The following is a 17,646-nucleotide window of genomic DNA, read 5'->3' as shown; positions in this document are numbered from 1 at the left end:
CATCTTTATGGTCAGTCAAGGGTTCTGCTGCCAGCTGAAGGTATAGCGAAGCTGGCGTGTCTGCAGGAGGAATTCCGGAGAGACGCTGGGGCTCCAGGAGTCGTCGCCGCCCACGCCCATATGGAACGCATCGAGATTGAGCCAGCATCCCGGCTCTTCGCGCAGCAGATGATGATGGGTTGTCTCACGCAGCTGCTGCTGGCCGTAGCGGCTCACCGAGAAATGGAACCGGCCGTTCAGCTGATGCGTTCCCACCACAAGTTCCCGGGTATCGCAGCGCAAACCATTTTCCGTCGGGAAGATATACGGCGTGTGCATGGCCTCGAGAGGTAATGTCCAGCGCCCCTGCTGCGCCGCCAGCTTTCTGTCCGGGTAGTTTTCATGCGGCCCCAGCCCCAGCCAGTGAACGTTTTCCGGCGTTTCGGCAAGATGAACGCTCAGGCCAACGCGCGCGGGTTCAGGGATATCAGACGCAACGTCAATCTGAATATCGCCATGCAGAACGCCACGATCGTCCACCCGCCAGACTTTACGGCTCATGAACAGGGCTTTGCCGCGATACTCAAGCACGTGCTGGGTTGTGACCACCACGTCGCCTGCGTGCTGCCGTGCCTCACAGTGCAGAACGCGCGAGGTGAGTTCATACATGCCCGCCGCTTTCCAGCGTTCAACCCAGGCGTTCGGATCGATCTGCGTCGCTTCACTCACGCCAATATCGTTGTCCAGCGGCGCGCGGCTGACGTTGTCCGTCAGAGGTGAAAGCAGCGTTTCAACGCCGTTTCGCCACCATTGGGACAGGTTTCCGGTTGCGCGATCGAACTGCCAGCGCTGTTGACGATGGGCGATCTCCAGAATGCGATCGCTTTGCGTTAACACCGGCGGCTCGCCCGCCGGGACTGGCGGAGCAATAAAGAGGGGAGCCGGAAGCGGCCACTGCTCCCACGCGCAGCGATGGTCAGCCGGAGACCACGGCGTTGCCCGCGGCTGGCGTACTTCAACGTTCAGCCAGATCTCACCCGGCCCGGCGTTCAGCGCCGGCAGGTCAATTTCCAGACGCTGGGTGCCTTCAGGCGCCATCGAGAGCGTCACCTCGCCCGCGGCCAGCACGTCCCCGTCCCGGGCAACCGTCCAGTTCAGCACTTCGTTATCGGTGTGGCGGAACAGGTAGCCGCTTTGCACCTCAATCACCAGCGGAGAAGTGCTGACCTGCGTAAAGGTAAAGAACTGCTGGGCGCGCTGCGCCTCGAACAGCGCCGGGTGCGGCGAGCGATCGGGGAACACCAGCCCGTTAAGACAGAACTGCCGATCGTTCGGCTTATCGCCGAAGTCTCCGCCGTAGGCCCAGAACAAGTTGCCCTTTTCGTCCCGTTTCGTCAGGGCCTGATCGACCCAGTCCCAGACAAACCCACCCTGCAGGCGAGGATGGCTGCGAAACGCTTCCCAGTATTTCGCAAACCCGCCAAAGCTATTTCCCATCGCGTGGGCGTATTCACAGAGGATCAGCGGGCGCGTTTCGTCCGGCATGCCGATCCATTTCTTGATTGACCATTTAGGCACTGCCGGGAAGGGCTGATCCCGATCGACCCGGGCGTACATCGGACAGACAATATCGGTCGCCGCCGTGTTCGCGCCGCCGCCTTCATACTGCACCGGACGCGTAGGATCGGTGGTTTTCAGCCAGCGGTACAGCGCATCGTGATTCGCGCCGTGGCCCGACTCATTGCCCAGAGACCAGATGATAACCGAGGGATGATTACGATCGCGCTGCACCATGCGGGTCACGCGTTCGCTCATGGCGGGCAGCCAGCGCGGATCGTCTGCAAGGCGGCTCATCGGCACCATGCCGTGCGTTTCGATATTGGCTTCGTCAACGACGTACAGCCCGTAGCGGTCGCAAAGCCGATACCACAGCGGATGGTTCGGGTAGTGCGAGCAGCGCACGGCGTTGAAGTTGTGCTGCTTCATGATTTCGATATCGCGGCGCATGATCGCTTCGTCCATCACCTGGCCGTTTTCCGGGTGATGCTCGTGCCGGTTAACTCCGCGGATCAGCAGCGGTTTACCGTTAAGCTTCAGCAGGCCATTGCCAATCTCAACGCGGCGGAAGCCCACGTCGCACGCCTCAACCTCCAGCACCTCCCCCTGCGGGTTAAGAAGCGCAATCGTCAGGCGATACAGTTCTGGCGTTTCAGCGCTCCAGAGCGCGGGCTGGTCGACGGGGATCGCTGCCGTTAAGCGCTCTGCCCAGCTGCCGCGCTCGTCGACGATGGCAGATCCTGGACGCCGGGAAACGCTGGCGCATTTTTCACCCGTGCGCCACAGGGTCATGACCACCTCGCAGTCTGCAAAGCCAGCGCCTGCCAGCGCGACATCCACCTTCAGCACCGCGCGGTCCAGCTCCGCATTCAGGTCCGTCACCACGTGATAATCGGCAATCTGCGTCTCGGGTTTATGCAGCAGCGCCACATCGCGGAAGATGCCGCTCATGCGCCACATGTCCTGATCTTCCAGATAGCTGCCGTCGCACCAGCGCAATACCATGACCGCCAGCCGGTTCTGCCCGGGGCGCAAGGCCGCCGAGAGGTCAAATTCGGCGGGCAATCGGCTGTCCTGGGAATAGCCCATCCACTGCCCGTTGCACCAGAGATGGAACGCAGAGTTCACGCCGTCGAAGATGATGCGGGTCTGCCCGCTCTGAAGCCAGGCGTCATCCACCTCAAATGTGAGCGAGTAACAACCGGTCGGATTTTCCTGCGGCACGAAAGGCGGGTTAACGGGAATGGGATAGGTGACATTGGTATAGATGGGCGTGTCGAAACCCTGCATCTGCCAGTTAGACGGCACGGGCATCGCAACGGCATCCGCGCAATCTTCGGTTACCCATGCCTGAGGAACCCGTTCCGGCGCGGTAAAGAAGCTAAACTGCCACACTCCGTTCAGAGAGTGCCTGCTGGTCGATCCAGCGTCCTCTCTGGCAGAGGGCTCATTGCGCCAGCTGTGTAACGGCGCGTGTGCGGCCAGACGGTTCCACTGGGTGACGCCAGGATTTTCCCAGTCCCGACGGGCCAGAATGGCGCTGAGTGTCAGCGGTGAAGTGGTGGACATAGTAACCTCTTTGCGAAGCGCTCACAATTTTGGTTAACATGCCCTGGCACCCGGCAACGGTAAAGCGTTCAATCGCGGGGTAGCGAGTCCGATCACAAAGTTTTATTTGCGGGCAATCTGCTCGGCAAGGAGTGCCAGGCTTCTGAGCTGCTGCGCCAGATCCTCACGTTCGGCCTGCTTAGGGTTGCGCCGCGCGCTGGAATGACGGGTAACCAGCGTCACCGGCAGCTGAACCTGCCGGCACGCTTCGCCCCCGGAAGGCGCCAGCAGCCACTCCACGCTGCGTTCGCCCGCCTCGCGAAACGCCTGACGAATGGTTGTCAGCGGCGGGGAAAACCAGGCGCTGTCGGCCGTATCGTCAAACCCTACCACCGAAAGCTGGCCAGGTATCGCGATCCCTTTTTCCGCGCAGGCGCGCATCACCCCGAGCGCCATCTGATCGTTCGCCACCAGAATCGCGTCCGGTAATGCCGCACCCGACAGCAGCACGTGTCCCTTCTCATAACCGCTGGCCGCGCTCCAGTCACCGTAGGCCACAGCCGTCGCGTTAAGACCCGCCTGCGCCAGCGTCGCTTTCCAGCCCGCCAGACGCGCCCGCGCAGAGACCGAGCTTTCCGGCCCGCTCAGCAGGGCAATGCGCTGATGCCCCAGAGAAAGCAGATGCTCAACGCCCAGACGCGCCCCCTGCTCCGCGTTAAACACGAGGCTGTTTACCCGCGCTGAGGGCGATACATCGAGGAACAGCACCGGGACGGGCGACGCCAGCGACCCGAGCTCTTCGGCGTGCGGATCGTCAAGCGGCACATTCACCAGCAGCGCGTCCACCCGCTGTGCCAGCAGCGCCTGAAGCTCGGCCTGACACTGCCGGGGTTGCTCTACCATGGAGATAAGGACGCTCGCCCCCTGTTCCGCCGCACGCGATTTGACCGCCGACACAATTTGCGAAGGCGCGTGCAGGGCCAGGTCGGTGGTGATGAGGCCCAGGGTACGGGTGCGTTTTCCCGCCAGCTGCTGCGCCCGAAGGTTAGGAACGTAGTGCAGCTCCGCCATCGCCTGCTGCACCTTTTCTCGCGTGCGGGCAGACACATGTTCCGCGTCGTTAATGACGCGGGAAACGGTCTGATAAGAAACCCCCGCAAGGAGGGCGACATCATAGAGAGTGATTGCTTTCATGCTTTCTGGCATCGCGATTTTCGAAGCGTCTATTCTGGCACAGCGACGCCGTTAAAACATGTGAGCGCTTCGCAAAATTAAACAACCCGCTCCGGCTGGGGTATTTCCGCAATGCGTGGCTTCTGGCGGAACCAGGGCAGGCAGAGCTGGATAAGCGGGCCAATGGTCAGGGCATACAGTACGGTTCCCACCCCAAACGTGCCGCCAAGCACGCACCCAATCAGCAGAACGGACACCTCAATTGAGGTACGCACGCTGCGAATGGACCACCCCAGCCGGGCGTGAATGCCGGTCATCAGGCCGTCGCGCGGGCCTGGCCCGAAACCGGCCCCGATGTACATGCTGGTCGCAATCGCGTTCATCACGATGCCCGACACCAGGAAAGCAATTCGAACGGGTAACGAATCCAGCTCCGGGATAAGCGCCATGCTGGCGTCTGCCGCCAGACCGATACAAATCACGTTGCTGATCGTGCCAAGGCCCGGCATCTGGCGCAGCGGGATCCACAGCAGCAGCACCGCCGCGCCGGTCACAATGATCACCGTCCCGATAGTCATCCCCAGCTGCATCCCCACCCCGAGGTGAAACACATCCCAGGGATCGACACCCAAATCGGAACGAATAAACATTGCGGTGGAAAGGCCATACAGTCCTAAACCGACATAGAGTTGTAGCAGACGACGTACCATTTTTATCTTCTCCAGTGAACCAGGCTTTCATCCTGACCTAAAATGGCACTATGATTAATGTCCAGTTTTCAAATAGTGGACTGCATATGTCATCACGTCGCTTCGGAAGCCAGTCTCTGGTACGCCTTTTAGGACACTGGCAGCAAGCCTCATCCCGCACCCCGCTCTGGCGACAGCTGGCCGACGCGCTGCGTCTGTTAATTCTTGATGGACGTCTGGCTTTGAATACGCGGCTGCCGGGCGAGCGTGAGCTGGCCACGGCGCTGGACGTGAGCCGAACCACCATCAGCAGCGCGCTCGCCCACCTGCGTGAAGAAGGGTACCTTGAAAGCCGCCACGGCAGCGGGTCGCGGGTCATTCTCCCGGACACGCGCGCCGTTCCCACCCTTTCCGCGGCGAGCGCCGCACTGGATCTCTCTACTGCCGCCCTAAATGCCGGCCCGGAGATCCATCAGGCTTATGCCCATGCGCTCACGGCCATTACCCCGCATCTCTCGCTGACGGGCTACGATCAGCTGGGGCTACCGACGCTGCGGGAGGCCATCGCTGCGCGCTATACCGCGCGGGGCCTTCCCACCCGCGCAGATGAAGTGATGGTGGTTAATGGCGCCGTCAGCGGCTTTGCGCTGGTGCTGCGGATGATGACAGGGCCGGGGGACCGCGTCGTGGTCGATCATCCCACCTATCCGCTGGCGATTGCCGCCATTCAGGGGGCGCAGTGTCGGCCAGTCGGGGTGTCGCTGCCGGAAACCGGCTGGGATACGGATGGCTTTGCCGCAACGCTTGCCCAGACGGCGCCGCGTCTGGCCTACCTGATGCCAGATTTTCATAATCCGACCGGGCGCTGTATGGATATCGCCACCCGTCAGGCCATCACGGATATTGCAGCCCAAACCCGCACGGCGCTGGTGGTGGATGAAACGATGGTGGATCTCTGGTTTGATGCGCCTCCCCCGCCACCGCTGGCCGCCTTTAACCCGCAGGCCACCGTCATCACCTTAGGCTCTGCCGGAAAAAGCTTCTGGGGCGGGCTGCGTCTCGGCTGGATCCGCGCCTCATCGCGCATCATCGCCACCCTTGCCCAGACGCGGGATACTCTGGATTTAGGCTCGCCGCTGCTCGAACAGTTGGCAATGCAGTGGCTCATTAACAACAGCGAGACGTTTCTGCCCGCACGCCGGAAGATGCTGGCGGAACGGCGCGATCGATGTGGTGATCTGCTGCGCGAACATTTCCCGGAGTGGAAATTCCACGAGGCGGAAGGCGGGCTCTCTTACTGGATAGAGCTCCCGGGCATGCTGGCGACACAGCTTGCCGCACGGGCAGAAATAATCGGGATTAACCTGGGAACCGGGACGCGGTTTGGTTTATCGGGGGCGTTTGACCGCTATTTACGTATGCCCTTCTCGCTGGAATCGACAGAGCTTGAGCAGGCGTTGCTGAGGATCAAACCGTTATGGCTCGCCCTGAATAAAAACGTGCCATCGTTAAAACGCAGCGTCATCTGATATTTAAATATTTGAAGCAGATCATAAAATAAAAACTGCTGACTGTAATATATGCAGTCAGCAGTTTTCACTGGTCAGGGTTTAATGCTGAGGAGGAATAGGAAAGCCTTTTAGTGAAATAACGAAGTTATCACCGTCTTTCTTTATTTTTGCACCGGTATCACACCAGTCAGACGCAATACGAAAGAACTCATCGCTTCCAACATTCCAGCCAAGACGTACATGCTTCACGTAGCCTGAACGCAACAGATCGCAGGCCTCGTTGTAGTCACTGGCGGTTGACAGTTGTTGTTTCATTTTCTCTTCTTCAGAAGTTTACGTAGAGCCTTGATTTCTTTAGGAGTAAAAGGAGAAACGCTCTCTTCTTCCGTATGCTGATTATCAATATCCTCTTCCGATACTCCCGCCTCTTCTACTGCTTCGAACGCCAGCAGCAGCAGTTTCTCTGTCGTCACGCTTAAATTCTCGTTATTGACTTCCGCATAGTGGCGAAGCCTTTCTTTTAGCGCGTCATCAATCTTAACGTTTAATACCGCTGTAGCCATGTTTGTCACTTCCCTTCGGAATAAGTACTTTATTTAATACACGAACTTAACAATGTTATCCAGACATATATTTTTTTGAGTTATGGAAGAAAACAACCGTCCGATTATAAAATGACAGTCTATTATTACAGGTTTATGACAATAATATTTCAGTGTAATGAAATATATATTACACAATACAGGCGTAGTTTTATTGTGGAGTAATGATGTAAGGGAGAGGTGAAGCAGAAGAATCTTATGAGGCCACAAATGGGTGGGGGCCCTGCCAGCTACATCCCGGCACACACGTCGTCTGCCCTGGCTGCTTCCTTCCGGACCTGACCTGGTGAACAGAGTAGCGTTGCGGGAGAACCAACAGAGCCCCCATTGAGAGCGTTGATAACCAACGCGCTGGCGCATTATCCCTGTGCTAAAGCCCAATTGCAAGCGACCAGCAACCGGATGCTGGTTTCTTGCGCAAACAGGCGCAGCAATCATGAAGATCTTCGTTTACCATAGCTTTCCAGAAACTCCCCACAGGTAAAGGTATGGACGAACACGACTCCTTTCCACAGCGCGTATGGCAAATCGTGGCCTCAATCCCGGAAGGCTACGTCACCACCTATGGTGATGTCGCGCGTCTGGCCGGTTCCCCGCGCGCGGCGCGACAGGTTGGAGGCGTCCTGAAACGGCTGCCGGAAGGCAGCACGCTGCCCTGGCATCGGGTGGTGAACCGTCATGGCGCCATTTCACTCACCGGGCCGGATCTTCAGCGTCAGCGTCAGGCGTTACTTTCAGAGGGTGTGCAGGTGTCAGGGTCGGGTCAGATCGATTTGCAGAAGTTTCGCTGGGTGTATTGACCCCTCTCCCGGAGGAGAGGGGAAATGCAGAAATTACATCTGAGTCGGTGGAGTTGGCAGAGACGGCTGATTGGTCTGCGGTGCGACCGGCACTTCGGTCTGCTGCACCGGCACCAGGTTCAGATCGATTTTTGTCCCACCGTTGTTGATCGCTTCCTGGACCGTATCGGTGATAAAGACCAGCTTGCCGTTGATGGTTACCGCTGCGCTCAGCAGGATACGGGCGTTAGGCTGCACGTCCGACGGGTTATACGGCAATACGAAGCTAAACGGCGCCTGCTTGCCTTCAGTACGAACGGCACGCTGGGCAACGACTTTCGACGGCGCGTCGGCCAGAGAAGCATCAGACAGCGTTACGGTTAATACCGCATCCGGCGGCAACGCCACTTTCTGTTTAATCCAGATGGTACCGGAAACATTAGGCTGCTGAATGGATTGCTGCGAAAGGGTATTAATCCCGTTCGGGTCGGCTGCTGGTACTGGCACTTGGGCGCTTTTACCGGCACAGGCGGACAAAGCCACCGCAATAGCTACACCACTTAGCATGGGCACGAGTTTCATTGAAGTCTCCTTATCAATGCACCAGCGGGATCGATCCCATCCGATGTCGTTTCAATCACATAACGTATTCAAGTGTGGCACAGATCACCGATTTATGCCTGAAAACGTGCCGATATTCAGATTATTCTACCCATCGGACCACTTTCATTTCTGCGTTATACTCTGCCTATCTTTCGCTACGGCGTTTATTGAGGACAACTATGAGTCAGGCACTGAACAATCTGCTGACATTACTGAATCTGGAAAAAATTGAGGAAGGACTCTTTCGCGGACAGAGCGAAGATCTCGGCTTACGCCAGGTCTTCGGGGGGCAAGTCGTTGGACAAGCTCTGTACGCAGCAAAGGAGACTGTCCCGGCAGACCGTCTGGTGCATTCATTCCACAGCTACTTCTTACGCCCTGGCGATAGCGCAAAACCGATTGTGTATGACGTTGAAGTCCTGCGAGACGGCAACAGCTTCAGCGCACGCCGCGTAGCGGCCATTCAAAACGGCAAGCCGATCTTTTACATGACCGCCTCTTTCCAGGCGCCGGAACCCGGCTACGAACATCAAAAAGTGATGCCCCCGGCTCCGTCGCCCGACTCTTTAAAATCAGAGACGGATATCGCCCGCGCGCTGGCGCATCTGCTTCCGCCGCAGGTCAAAGAGAAGTTTCTCTGCGATAAGCCGCTGGAGATCCGCCCGGTTGAGTTCCACAACCCAATGAAAGGCCATGCCGCCGAGCCGAAACGCCAGGTCTGGATCCGTGCCAACGGGACCGTGCCGGAAGATTTCCGCGTGCATCAGTATCTGCTCGGCTATGCGTCAGATTTCAACTTCCTGCCGGTGGCGCTGCAGCCGCACGGGGTTGGTTTCCTGGAAAAAGGGATGCAGGTCGCGACGATCGATCACTCCATGTGGTTCCACCGTCCGTTCAACATGAATGAGTGGCTGCTTTACAGCGTGGAGAGTACGTCAGCGTCGAGCGCGCGCGGGTTTGTGCGCGGGGAGTTTTATACTCAGGATGGCGTGCTGGTCGCGTCTACGGTGCAGGAAGGGGTAATGCGTAATCGCGGGTGATTGTGTACGGCCTGATGCCCTGACCCTCTCCCACGGGGAGAGGGGATACACATTAAAAACGGCAACCAAAGGTTGCCGTTTTGCTTTTGCCTTGTGCGGCCTGATGCCCTCACCCTGACCCTCTCCCACGGGGAGAGGGAATACACATTAAAAACGGCAACCGAAGTTGCCGTTTTGCTGTTTATCAGGCGTTATACGCATTCTCGCCGTGGCTGTTGACGTCCAGGCCTTCGCGCTCCTGCTCTTCCGGTACGCGCAGACCCACCGTCATATCCGCCAGCTTATAGCCAATGAAGGCCACAACGGCAGACCAGACAACGGTGATAGCAATACTTTCCAGCTGCACCAGCACCTGATGAACCATGGTCACGCCTTCTGCGTAGCCCACGCCACCGAGCGATTTCGCGGCGAAGATACCGGTCATGATACAACCCACGATACCGCACACGCCGTGAACACCAAACACATCGCATGGGTCGTCAACGCGCAGCACACGTTTCAGTGCGGTCACGCCCCACAGACCAGCCAGACCGGACACCAGGCCGACCAGCAGCGCGCCACCCACGCCGACATAACCACACGCTGGCGTAATGCCAACCAGACCAGCAATGGCACCCGAGCAGGCACCCAGCAGTGACGGTTTACCGCGTACCGCCCACTCGCCAAACACCCAGGAGAGGATTGCACCCGCCGTGGCCACAACGGTGTTCACGAAGGCCAGCGCGGCGATTTCGTTTGCTGCACTTGCCGAGCCGGCGTTGAAGCCAAACCAGCCAAAGTAGAGGATAGCCGTACCGGTAAACACCATCGGCAGGTTGTGCGGTTTGAACGCTTCTTTACCGAAGCCCACGCGTTTGCCAATCAGGTAGGCACCCACCAGACCCGCTACCGCGGCGTTGATGTGTACAACGGTACCGCCCGCGAAGTCCAGCGCGCCGTGCGTTGCCAGCAGACCGCCACCCCAGACCATGTGCGCAATCGGCACATAGGAGAGCGTCATCCAGACCACCACGAAGATCAGCACGGCAGAGAAACGAATACGCTCGGCGAGCGCGCCCACAATCAGCCCGACGGTAATACAGGCGAAGGAGCCCTGGAACGCAACGTGGATGTACTGATAGAAACTGCCCATCAGCGCGGTCAGCTCAATATTTTTCAGCATCACCCAGTCGAAGTTACCAAAGAACGCGTTGCCCGTACCGAACGCCAGAGAGTAACCGTAAACCACCCACAGCACGCAGACCAGTGCGAACGTCACGGCAACCTGCGTCAGCATGGAGAGAACGTTTTTGCCACGGATCAGGCCGCCGTAGAACAGCGCAATGCCCGGAATTGACATGAACAGCACCAGCGCGGTGCTGATCATCATAAAGGCGTTATCGGCTTTGTCGACCACCGCAGGGGTAGCAGCCAGCGCCAGGCCCGGCAGCAGAGCCAGCGAACCCAGACCCGTTTTAAGTGTTGCTATCTTCATTTTCTCGATCCCTATCACTGTGTGCCAGGCGTTATTTACAATGCCGCTTCGTCAGATTCGCCGGTACGGATGCGAATGACGCGCTGCAGTTCGGCAACGAAAATTTTGCCGTCGCCAATTTTGCCGGTATAGGCCGCTTTGCTAATGACATCAATGACTTCATCAAGCTGATCGTCAGCAATCGCGACATCAATTTTTACTTTTGGCAGAAAGTTAACGCTGTATTCCGCCCCGCGATAAAGCTCGGCATGACCCTTCTGACGACCAAAGCCTTTCACTTCGGTGACAGTCAGTCCCTGAATACCCATTGAAGACAACGCTTCACGCACGTCTTCGAGTTTGAATGGTTTGATTACAACCGTAACCAGCTTCATAGATCCCCTCCAGTCAGAATTCGGTAATGGCCGCAGCTTACGCAGAAGGTATTGCAAGGGGTGTGCCAGAAATGAAAACAAGGGGGAACGGCGGCGCACAGAGCATTACGCGGCCGTAATAAACAAACAGGTGAAAAAAAACGCACCATGCCGGTGCAGGGTGCGTTTCAGTTTTGCACCAACAGGAATGACTGTTAGCGCGTCGCCTCATTTTGGTGCATCAGGCGCTAAGCGACTCTTCATCACGCACGCTGGCCGCCAGCTCTTCGCCCGCCAGCTGCAGCTGGTACATCTGCCAGTAGCGCCCTTTGGCTTCCAGCAGTTCACGGTGCGTACCGCGTTCAACGGCCTGTCCGCGATGTAACACCAGAATGGTATCGGCATCGACGATGGTGGAAAGACGGTGGGCAATCACCACCAGCGTCGTATGGTCGCGTACGGCGGCCAGCGCCTGCTGAATGGCCTGTTCGGTGCCGGAGTCAATACTGGCAGTGGCTTCATCCAGAATCAGTATCTGCGGCGTTTCAATCAGCACCCGCGCCAGCGCCAGGAGCTGCTTTTGCCCGACGGAGAGATTGTTCCCCTGCTCGCCCAGTTTGGTATTGATCCCATCGCTAAACCCGCGCGCCAGCTCTGCCAGCTGCACTTTTTCCAGCACGTCCCAGACCTGCTCCTGAGAGTAGTCTCGCCCCAGGGTCACGTTGGCGTAGAAGGTATCGGCCAGCACGACCGGATCCTGCTGCACCATCGCGACGCCTTTACGCAACACGGTGTGGCTGAGAGACGCGAGCGGGCGCCCATCGAGGCGGATTTCGCCGTGCGTGACCGGGTAATAGCCCATCAACAGGCTGGCAAGCGTGCTCTTACCGCTGCCGGTATGCCCCACCAGCGCCACGAAACCGCGCGACGGAACGTCAAGCGTGATGTCCTGCAGCACCAGCCGGTCTTCGCGATAGGCAAACGAGACGTTATCAAAGGCGATAGTCCCGCTTTGCAGAGGTCGCTCGTCATTGCCGTAGGCCTGGCGCGGCCTGTCCATCAGCTCAAACACGCGCTCACCGGCGACCACCGCCTGCTGCAGCATCGATTGCTGGGTGGTAAGCTCGATCAACGGCTCGTTAAGACGCCCAAGATAGCTGATAAAGGCGTACAGCACGCCCACTTCAATCGTACCGTTTGAGCTCAGCCCGAAGAGCATCAGCAGCCCGCAAAGCACCAGCGCCGAGAAAAGGCTCAGCAGCGGACGCAGCAGGAAACCATCAAGCCGCAGCGTCTGCATACGCGCCATGTAGTGCGAACGGCTGGCTTCCCCCATGCGTTCGCCAAAGCGCGCCTGCTGGCGGAACTGCTGGATGACGCTCATGCCGTTGATCACTTCGTTGAAGCCATCGTTAATGTCGGCCAGATACGCGCGCACCCGACGCACAATCGGCGTGCTGTAGCGCTGGTAAATGACCATGACAATCAGCACCGCCGGGAAGATGGTGATCGCCACCAGCGCCATGCGCCAGTCGAGGCTGAACATCGCCACCAGCATCGCGCCAATCAGCGCCGCGCTGCGTAACACCGTCGCGACCACGGTAACGTACAGATCGCGGATTACCTCGGTATCGTTGGTCACGCGCGAAATCACCTGCCCGACCGGCTGGATATCAAACTCGCTGAGCGGCTGGCGAAGCGCCGCGTCCATCACATCCGTACGCAGCTGCTGAACAACGCCCACGGCTGCGCGGTTAAACAGCAGCGACTGCGCATAGTGCAGCCCTGCCGCCGCCAGCTGCAGGCCAACGTAGGCCACGCCTAAGCCCGCCACCAGCCCCAGCGGAAGGTAGCTTTTGGCGACCATGTTGTCGATAAAATAGCTGATGAGCAGCGGACCGCTCACTTCAGCAATCGCCGCAATCCAGAGTAGAAGCACGGCCACGGAGAGCGGTTTACGCCACGGCGAGCCGTAGGCCAGCAGACGTTTGAGCGTCGGCCACATCGTTCCGAGCTTACGCATTAGCGGCCTCCTCATCCTGCTCCGGCGCATCGTCCAGCGCCGCCTCAAGCTGTTGATAGCGGTACATATCGCGATACCAGCCCGGCTGCTCGGCAAGCGTTTCATGCTGCCCGCGCTGGGCAATGTGCCCGTGCTGTAAGACCACAATTTCGCTGGCTTCGGTGAGCGCCGACAAGCGGTGGGCGCTGATAATCACCGTGCGTCCGTCGCCCCACTGGCGCAGGTTATGCAGAATTTGATGCTCGGTACGGCCGTCCACGGCAGAAAGCGCATCATCCAGGATCAGAATTTCAGCATTCAGCAGCAGCGCGCGGGCAATCGATATACGCTGCTTTTGCCCGCCGGACAGCATGACGCCGCGTTCCCCGACTTCCGTTTCGTACCCCTGCGGCAGACGCAAAATATCATCATGAACGCTGGCCAGACGCGCCACATGTTCAATTTCTTCCTGCGTCGCCCCGGGGCGTCCCAGGGCAATGTTGTTCGCCACGGTGTCCGAAAATAAAAACGGCGTCTGGCTGACGACCGCCAGGCGACCGCGCCACTCGTCCAGCAGCAGTCTGGTCAGGGGGATATCGTGAAAGCGGATATCGCCCTCGGTGACGTCAAAGTGGCGCTGAAGCAGAGAGAGCACGGTACTTTTGCCGGATCCCGTCGGGCCGCAGATCCCCAGCATCTGGCCTGGCTGAAGCGTAAAGCTAACGTTCTCCAGCACCGGATGCTCCGTATGCGGATAGACAAACTTGCGGACGTCGACGGTCATGACGCCGCGCCCTTCCGGTACGGCCTCGCTACCGTCGATGACCACCGGCGCTTCGGCCAGCATGGCGCGAATGCGGCTGTAGGCAGCGCTGCCGCGCTCCACGATGTTAAACATCCAGGCCAGCGCCAGCATCGGCCAGATCATGAGACCCAGATACATCGCAAAGCTGGTCAATTGCCCCAGGGTAAGCGTGCCCTGCACCACCATCCAGCTTCCGCCGCCAATCGCCAGCATATTTGCCATGCCGATTGCGATATAAATCGTCGGGTCAAAACGGGCGTCGATACGCGCGACGCGCATGTTTTTCGCCCCCGTGTCTGCCGCATCGGCGGCAAACAGCGCAGACTGACGGTCTTCCAGGCCAAACGCTTTGATCATGCGGATGCTGGTCATGCTCTCCTGGGTGCGATCGTTCAGCGACGAAAACGCCGCCTGCGCCAGCTTGAAGCGCTCGTGCAGCTGTTCGCCATAGCGATTGATCGCCAGCGCCATGATCGGCATCGGCAGCAGGGCGAGCAGGGTCAGCTGCCAGCTGATCTGCGTGGACATAACGATCAGCACCGCACAGCCCATCACCAGCGAGTCCACCAGCGTCAGCACTCCTTCCCCGGCGGCAAAGACCACGCGATCGACGTCGTTCGTCGCGCGGGCGATGAGATCCCCGGTGCGATGACGAAGATAAAATTCGGGATGCTGTCGGCTCAGCTGGCGGTAAAAATCTTCACGTAGCTCAACGGCCAGCTGATAGGACGCACCAAACAGCAGCACGCGCCAGACGTAGCGCAGCAGATAAACAATGACCGCCGTCAGCACCAGCGTGCCGACCCACATCAACACCCGTGCGGTGGTGTAATGCTGCTCGGTGACGCCATCCACGACGTACCCCACCACTTTCGGCGGGATCAGCTGCAGGATGGCAATAATAATAAGCAGGGCGACTGCACCGAGGTAGCGTTGCCACTCCCGACGAAAGTACCAGCTTAGTTGGGCAAATAATCGCACGCGGTTTGTTCCTGAAGGTATTTTACGAAGTTATTCAATGGGTAATGCTGTGGTGTATTTAATCTGTTCCATGGCAAAGCTTGAGGTGACGTCCGACAAACCCGGAACGCTGTTCACCAGCCGCTTGTAGAAATCATCATAGCGCTTCATGTCGGCCACCTGGACGCGCATCAGGTAATCATACTCTCCGGCCATACGCCAGAAACCGAGCACCTCGGGCATCTCAGACACCTGAGTGACGAAGCGGCAATACCACTCGCTGCTGTGATGCTGGGTTTTTATCAGCACAAATGCCGTCAGCCCAAGCCCCAGTTTTTCGGGATCTAACAACGCGACGCGCCCCAGAAGAATGCCGTCATCTTCCAGCTTCTTAAGCCGCTTCCAGCACGGGGTGGTGGTCAGATTAACGGCATCTGCCAGCGCCTGCAAAGAGAGGGTACAGTCATTTTGCAGCAATGAAAGGAGCTTGCGGTCAATTTTATCTAGCATACCCACCTCACAGAGAAAATTTTTCTCTCTTCATTCTATTTTAAAGGCCAGATAGCAACAATTTTTTCTGTGCTTTTCGCTATCCTAGGCACAAAATGACAAACGGATAACGATGATGAATAGCACCTGGGTTAAACATGCGATCAGCGAAATCAATGCCGACTATCAGCGCTCGGCGGATACGCACCTGATTCGCCTTTCCCTGCCGGGATTTGACGGCATTCAGCTCTATCTGAAAGATGAAAGCACCCATCCCACCGGTAGCCTGAAGCATCGCCTGGCGCGCTCGCTGTTTTTATACGGTTTATGTAACGGCTGGATTAAAGAAGGCACCACTATTATTGAATCTTCGTCCGGTTCAACGGCGGTGTCCGAAGCCTATTTCGCCCGCCTGCTGGGCCTGCCGTTTATCGCGGTAATGCCGTCCTGCACCGCAAAACGCAAAATCGAACAGATCGAATTTTACGGCGGACGCTGCCACTTTGTGGAAAGCGCCTGCGAAATCTACGCCGCCTCCGAAATGCTGGCCCGTGAGCTGAACGGTCACTATATGGACCAGTTCACCTTCGCCGAGCGCGCGACCGACTGGCGCGGCAATAACAACATTGCCGACAGTATTTTCCGCCAGATGACCCACGAACCACATCCGGTTCCGTCCTGTATCGTCATGAGCGCCGGTACCGGCGGCACGTCAGCCACGATTGGACGCTACATCCGCTGTCAGGGATACGATACCCAACTGATGGTGGTTGACCCGCAGAACTCCGTGTTCCTCGACTACTGGCAAAACCGCAATGCGGAGCTGCGCAGCCCGGTGGGCAGTAAAATTGAAGGGATTGGCCGCCCGCGCGTGGAGCCCTCTTTCATCCCCGACGTCGTGGATGAGATGATGCGCGTGCCGGATGCCGCAAGCGTGGCAACGGCGCACTGGCTGGAAACGCAGCTGGGCCGCAAAGTGGGCGCATCGACGGGCACAAATATGTGGGGCGCACTGCAGCTTGCCGCCCGTATGCGCGAAGAGGGCCGTACCGGTTCCATCGTCACGCTGCTGTGCGACAGCGGCGAACGCTACCTTGAAACTTACTACAACGCGGAGTGGGTGCAGGCCAACATCGGCGATATTGCCCCGTGGAAAGCGCAGATTGCAGAACTGGTGAAATAAAAAAAGCCAGACCGAAGTCTGGCTTGCTGGAAGGGTCTCACTATTCGGGGGAATACGGGAGATTGTTGTTGTCCAGCCAATGCGTCAAAAAATGGGACACTGCTTCATTGCGGCAGTGGCCAATAACCGGCAGATGGGGAAGTTCTGCTTTCAGCTGCGCCATCGCATTCCCCATGATCAGACCGCGACCTACGCTACCCAGCATTTCGCGGTCGTTCATGGCGTCACCAAACGCCATACACTCCTGCAGCGTTAAGCCCAGGTGGTCGCTGAGTACCGCCAGTGCGGAGCCTTTGTTACAGCCCACCGGCAGCACTTCCAGACAATCCACCGCCGAGAAGGTCAGGTGCGCCCGGTCGCCCAGCGCCTCATTCAGCTGAATCCGTAAGCGGCACAGATCGTCATGATCGCCGCAGAAGCAGATTTTGGTTACCGCATGGGCGGGGATCCGACGCAGATCGATAAGCTGATATTTGAAACCGCTGTATACATGCGCGTGCAGCAGTTCAGGAATTTCACGTCCGGTAAACCAGCCCCGATCGTTAAAGACGTGGATACTGGCCTGCGTGTCCCAGGTGCTGTGCAGCACGATGTCCGCCACTTCCGGGTTGAGATCCTGCCGGTGCAGCACATCACCTTCTACGGAGTGAATTCGCGTCCCGTTGCCGGTGATTAGAAAGGCGTCGAGGGAAAACGCGCCCAGCAAATGGCGCATCTCCAGCACATGGCGGCCAGTGGCAAACGTCAGGGTGACATCACGCTCGCGCAGGCGCTTCAGCGTGTTCAGGGTTTTTTCCCCTAAACGGTGATCCGGCATTAACAGCGTACCGTCCATATCAAATGCAGCGAGCCGAGCCATGATTACTCCCGAAATGTGATGCGGTTAACTTGTGCAACAG

16 protein-coding genes and 1 other RNA gene are annotated in these 17,646 nt (G+C 58.2%); 4 read left to right on the top strand and 13 right to left on the bottom strand.

Going from position 1 to position 17,646, the window contains the following annotated elements; all coding sequences use genetic code 11:
• Positions 1-15 precede the first annotated feature (15 nt).
• From NI40_RS04790 to yczE, 3 genes are all read right to left on the bottom strand, one after another.
• Positions 16-3,105, bottom strand: coding sequence for a beta-galactosidase (locus NI40_RS04790; protein WP_039263954.1), 3,090 nt, complete (start codon positions 3,103-3,105; stop codon positions 16-18).
• A 102-nt stretch (positions 3,106-3,207) separates the two neighbouring features.
• Entirely contained in the window at positions 3,208-4,278 is a 1,071-nt protein-coding gene (locus NI40_RS04785) for a LacI family DNA-binding transcriptional regulator (protein WP_039263952.1), read from the bottom strand.
• A 77-nt stretch (positions 4,279-4,355) separates the two neighbouring features.
• On the bottom strand, positions 4,356-4,967 hold the full coding sequence (yczE, locus tag NI40_RS04780) for a membrane protein YczE (RefSeq protein ID WP_023310590.1): 612 nt from the start codon (positions 4,965-4,967) through the stop codon (positions 4,356-4,358).
• Positions 4,968-5,053: 86 nt separating this feature from the next.
• Between yczE and yczR the strand changes: the two genes are divergently transcribed.
• Positions 5,054-6,475 (top strand): MocR-like transcription factor YczR, encoded by a 1,422-nt coding sequence (yczR, locus tag NI40_RS04775; protein ID WP_039263949.1) that lies wholly within the window; start codon positions 5,054-5,056, stop codon positions 6,473-6,475.
• 81 nt (positions 6,476-6,556) lie between these two features.
• Here yczR and NI40_RS04770 read toward each other — a convergent pair whose 3' ends face one another.
• From NI40_RS04770 to ffs, 3 genes are all read right to left on the bottom strand, one after another.
• Positions 6,557-6,772, bottom strand: a complete 216-nt coding sequence (locus NI40_RS04770; protein WP_023310588.1) for a hypothetical protein — start codon at positions 6,770-6,772, stop codon at positions 6,557-6,559.
• Positions 6,769-7,020 carry a hypothetical protein gene (locus NI40_RS04765; RefSeq protein WP_023310587.1) on the bottom strand — a complete coding sequence of 84 codons (252 nt, stop codon included), beginning with the start codon at positions 7,018-7,020 and terminating at the stop codon, positions 6,769-6,771. The genes NI40_RS04770 and NI40_RS04765 overlap by 4 nt, the downstream gene beginning before the upstream one ends.
• Before the next feature lie 260 nt (positions 7,021-7,280).
• Positions 7,281-7,377: signal recognition particle sRNA small type (gene ffs, locus NI40_RS22470), an RNA gene on the bottom strand.
• A 170-nt stretch (positions 7,378-7,547) separates the two neighbouring features.
• Here ffs and NI40_RS04760 point away from each other — a divergent pair.
• Positions 7,548-7,859 (top strand): MGMT family protein, encoded by a 312-nt coding sequence (locus tag NI40_RS04760; protein WP_029741631.1) that lies wholly within the window; start codon positions 7,548-7,550, stop codon positions 7,857-7,859.
• Between the two features lie 33 nt (positions 7,860-7,892).
• Here NI40_RS04760 and NI40_RS04755 read toward each other — a convergent pair whose 3' ends face one another.
• Complete coding sequence (locus NI40_RS04755) at positions 7,893-8,420, bottom strand: YbaY family lipoprotein (protein WP_008503301.1); 528 nt, start codon at positions 8,418-8,420, stop codon at positions 7,893-7,895.
• Between the two features lie 200 nt (positions 8,421-8,620).
• Here NI40_RS04755 and tesB point away from each other — a divergent pair, with 200 nt between their 5' ends.
• The gene (gene tesB, locus NI40_RS04750; RefSeq protein WP_039263948.1) at positions 8,621-9,481 is read left to right on the top strand and encodes an acyl-CoA thioesterase II; all 861 of its coding nucleotides are present in this window, start codon (positions 8,621-8,623) and stop codon (positions 9,479-9,481) included.
• A 184-nt stretch (positions 9,482-9,665) separates the two neighbouring features.
• Here the strand turns inward: tesB and amtB are convergent, their stop codons facing one another.
• From amtB to NI40_RS04725, 5 genes are all read right to left on the bottom strand, one after another.
• On the bottom strand, positions 9,666-10,955 hold the full coding sequence (gene amtB / locus NI40_RS04745; protein ID WP_023310584.1) for an ammonium transporter AmtB: 1,290 nt from the start codon (positions 10,953-10,955) through the stop codon (positions 9,666-9,668).
• 35 nt (positions 10,956-10,990) lie between these two features.
• On the bottom strand, positions 10,991-11,329 hold the full coding sequence (gene glnK / locus NI40_RS04740; protein WP_008503304.1) for a P-II family nitrogen regulator: 339 nt from the start codon (positions 11,327-11,329) through the stop codon (positions 10,991-10,993).
• A gap of 220 nt (positions 11,330-11,549) precedes the next feature.
• Complete coding sequence (locus NI40_RS04735) at positions 11,550-13,331, bottom strand: SmdB family multidrug efflux ABC transporter permease/ATP-binding protein (protein ID WP_039263947.1); 1,782 nt, start codon at positions 13,329-13,331, stop codon at positions 11,550-11,552.
• On the bottom strand, positions 13,324-15,096 hold the full coding sequence (locus tag NI40_RS04730) for a SmdA family multidrug ABC transporter permease/ATP-binding protein (RefSeq protein WP_033144778.1): 1,773 nt from the start codon (positions 15,094-15,096) through the stop codon (positions 13,324-13,326). The genes NI40_RS04735 and NI40_RS04730 overlap by 8 nt, the downstream gene beginning before the upstream one ends.
• A gap of 30 nt (positions 15,097-15,126) precedes the next feature.
• Positions 15,127-15,585: an Lrp/AsnC family transcriptional regulator gene (locus tag NI40_RS04725; RefSeq protein WP_023310581.1), complete on the bottom strand. Its 459-nt coding sequence runs from the start codon at positions 15,583-15,585 to the stop codon at positions 15,127-15,129.
• A 112-nt stretch (positions 15,586-15,697) separates the two neighbouring features.
• On the opposite strand from NI40_RS04725, the gene NI40_RS04720 reads away from it, so the two are divergent.
• Positions 15,698-16,747, top strand: a complete 1,050-nt coding sequence (locus tag NI40_RS04720; RefSeq protein ID WP_219773467.1) for a PLP-dependent cysteine synthase family protein — start codon at positions 15,698-15,700, stop codon at positions 16,745-16,747.
• Between the two features lie 40 nt (positions 16,748-16,787).
• Here NI40_RS04720 and cof read toward each other — a convergent pair whose 3' ends face one another.
• On the bottom strand, positions 16,788-17,606 hold the full coding sequence (gene cof / locus NI40_RS04715; RefSeq protein WP_039263943.1) for an HMP-PP phosphatase: 819 nt from the start codon (positions 17,604-17,606) through the stop codon (positions 16,788-16,790).
• Between the last annotated feature and the right edge of the window lie 40 nt (positions 17,607-17,646).

It is taken from the genome of Enterobacter sp. E20 (genome assembly GCF_000801755.2).
Classification (GTDB): Bacteria; Pseudomonadota; Gammaproteobacteria; order Enterobacterales; family Enterobacteriaceae; genus Enterobacter; species Enterobacter asburiae_B.
The sequence above is the reverse complement of the archived record's forward strand: the minus strand, read 5'-3'. Positions and strand labels throughout refer to the sequence as shown.

Bases quoted from the DNA above. Each gene is read 5' to 3' on its own strand.
- NI40_RS04790 (WP_039263954.1), bottom strand. From the start codon at position 3,105: ATGTCCACCACTTCACCGCTGACACTCAGCGCCATTCTGGCCCGTCGG.
- NI40_RS04785 (WP_039263952.1), bottom strand. From the start codon at position 4,278: ATGAAAGCAATCACTCTCTATGATGTCGCCCTCCTTGCGGGGGTTTCT.
- yczE (WP_023310590.1), bottom strand. From the start codon at position 4,967: ATGGTACGTCGTCTGCTACAACTCTATGTCGGTTTAGGACTGTATGGC.
- yczR (WP_039263949.1), top strand. From the start codon at position 5,054: ATGTCATCACGTCGCTTCGGAAGCCAGTCTCTGGTACGCCTTTTAGGA.
- NI40_RS04770 (WP_023310588.1), bottom strand. From the start codon at position 6,772: ATGAAACAACAACTGTCAACCGCCAGTGACTACAACGAGGCCTGCGAT.
- NI40_RS04765 (WP_023310587.1), bottom strand. From the start codon at position 7,020: ATGGCTACAGCGGTATTAAACGTTAAGATTGATGACGCGCTAAAAGAA.
- NI40_RS04760 (WP_029741631.1), top strand. From the start codon at position 7,548: ATGGACGAACACGACTCCTTTCCACAGCGCGTATGGCAAATCGTGGCC.
- NI40_RS04755 (WP_008503301.1), bottom strand. From the start codon at position 8,420: ATGAAACTCGTGCCCATGCTAAGTGGTGTAGCTATTGCGGTGGCTTTG.
- tesB (WP_039263948.1), top strand. From the start codon at position 8,621: ATGAGTCAGGCACTGAACAATCTGCTGACATTACTGAATCTGGAAAAA.
- amtB (WP_023310584.1), bottom strand. From the start codon at position 10,955: ATGAAGATAGCAACACTTAAAACGGGTCTGGGTTCGCTGGCTCTGCTG.
- glnK (WP_008503304.1), bottom strand. From the start codon at position 11,329: ATGAAGCTGGTTACGGTTGTAATCAAACCATTCAAACTCGAAGACGTG.
- NI40_RS04735 (WP_039263947.1), bottom strand. From the start codon at position 13,331: ATGCGTAAGCTCGGAACGATGTGGCCGACGCTCAAACGTCTGCTGGCC.
- NI40_RS04725 (WP_023310581.1), bottom strand. From the start codon at position 15,585: ATGCTAGATAAAATTGACCGCAAGCTCCTTTCATTGCTGCAAAATGAC.
- NI40_RS04720 (WP_219773467.1), top strand. From the start codon at position 15,698: ATGATGAATAGCACCTGGGTTAAACATGCGATCAGCGAAATCAATGCC.
- cof (WP_039263943.1), bottom strand. From the start codon at position 17,606: ATGGCTCGGCTCGCTGCATTTGATATGGACGGTACGCTGTTAATGCCG.